We start from the raw sequence: 994 nt of genomic DNA, 5'->3' as shown, positions 1-994 counted from the left end.
GGCAGCTTGCGGCGCCCCGTCCGATGCTCTTCGACAAACCACGGCGAACCCCGCGCGTGGGCGAAAGTGCTGCGGGCCGTCCTCCTGCGCCCCGCCTTCGCCGGTATCGCGAACCCCGCGCGTGGAGGAAGGTTCTGCGCCGCCGCGGCCGGACGAATGCGGCGCATCGGCGGAACCAAAGGCGGCGAAGCCGGTTCCGCTCGGGAGAGACCGCCCGCTCGCCGGCGCCGGCGCGGCCGGCAGCATTGCAAACCCGAGGAGGACGATCATGACCGACCGCAACGACAAACACCGTCGCATGGGCCGCCCCTACCGGATGTTCGCCGTCAACATGCTGCTCAGCCTCGCCGTCATGTATATCGTGATGTTTTCGATGATCGACGGCCGGGGCGATTTCCGCAACAACATCAACATGCTCTACATGGCGCTGACCATGGTGGCGCCGATGGGCATCCTGATGCTCGCCACCATGGGCGGCATGTACCGCAACGGGCGGCTGAACATCGCGCTCTGTCTCGGCCTGGCGCTGCTCTTCGGAGCCGCCCTTGCCGGCACCCGCAGCCAGGCGCTCGTCGGCGACCGGCAGTTCATCGCCTCCATGGTGCCGCATCATTCCGGCGCGATCCTCATGTGCCGCGAAGCAGCGCTCGAGGATCCGGAGCTCATCGCGCTGTGCGGCGAGATCGCCAAGGCCCAGCGGACGGAAATCGAGCAGATGAACGCGATCCGCACCCGGCTGGACCGGCGGGCACCCTGACGGCCGGCAGGTCGGCGCCGTCATGACGGCTGCCGCAGGTCGGCCTTCGCCGGCGATTCTCCGCCTCGAAACCGTCCCGTCCCGCTTCGGCGGAATTTTTCGTCGCGCCCTTGACCTTCCCATTGTTGGAAGGTCTATCTAGGGATGCAGTTGCAATCGGGAATGATCCAATGACTGCCCTGCCCCGGACGACCATCGCCGCACCCGTCCCGATCGACATCGGGATCGAGGGCATGA

General features: G+C 67.1%; 1 protein-coding gene. It reads left to right on the top strand.

What is annotated here, in order from left to right:
- The first annotated feature begins 268 nt into the window (after positions 1-268).
- Positions 269-757 (top strand): DUF305 domain-containing protein, encoded by a 489-nt coding sequence (locus LXM94_RS25915; RefSeq protein WP_235774770.1) that lies wholly within the window; start codon positions 269-271, stop codon positions 755-757.
- The last annotated feature ends 237 nt before the right edge of the window (positions 758-994 follow it).

The sequence above is a fragment of the Rhizobium alarense genome (assembly GCF_021555155.1).
GTDB classification, from domain to species: domain Bacteria; phylum Pseudomonadota; class Alphaproteobacteria; order Rhizobiales; family Rhizobiaceae; genus Rhizobium_D; species Rhizobium_D alarense.
The sequence above is the reverse complement of the archived record's forward strand: the minus strand, read 5'-3'. Positions and strand labels throughout refer to the sequence as shown.

What these genes read in the sequence shown, in the direction of transcription:
- LXM94_RS25915 (WP_235774770.1), top strand. Translation starts at nt 269, where the DNA reads ATGACCGACCGCAACGACAAACACCGTCGCATGGGCCGCCCCTACCGG.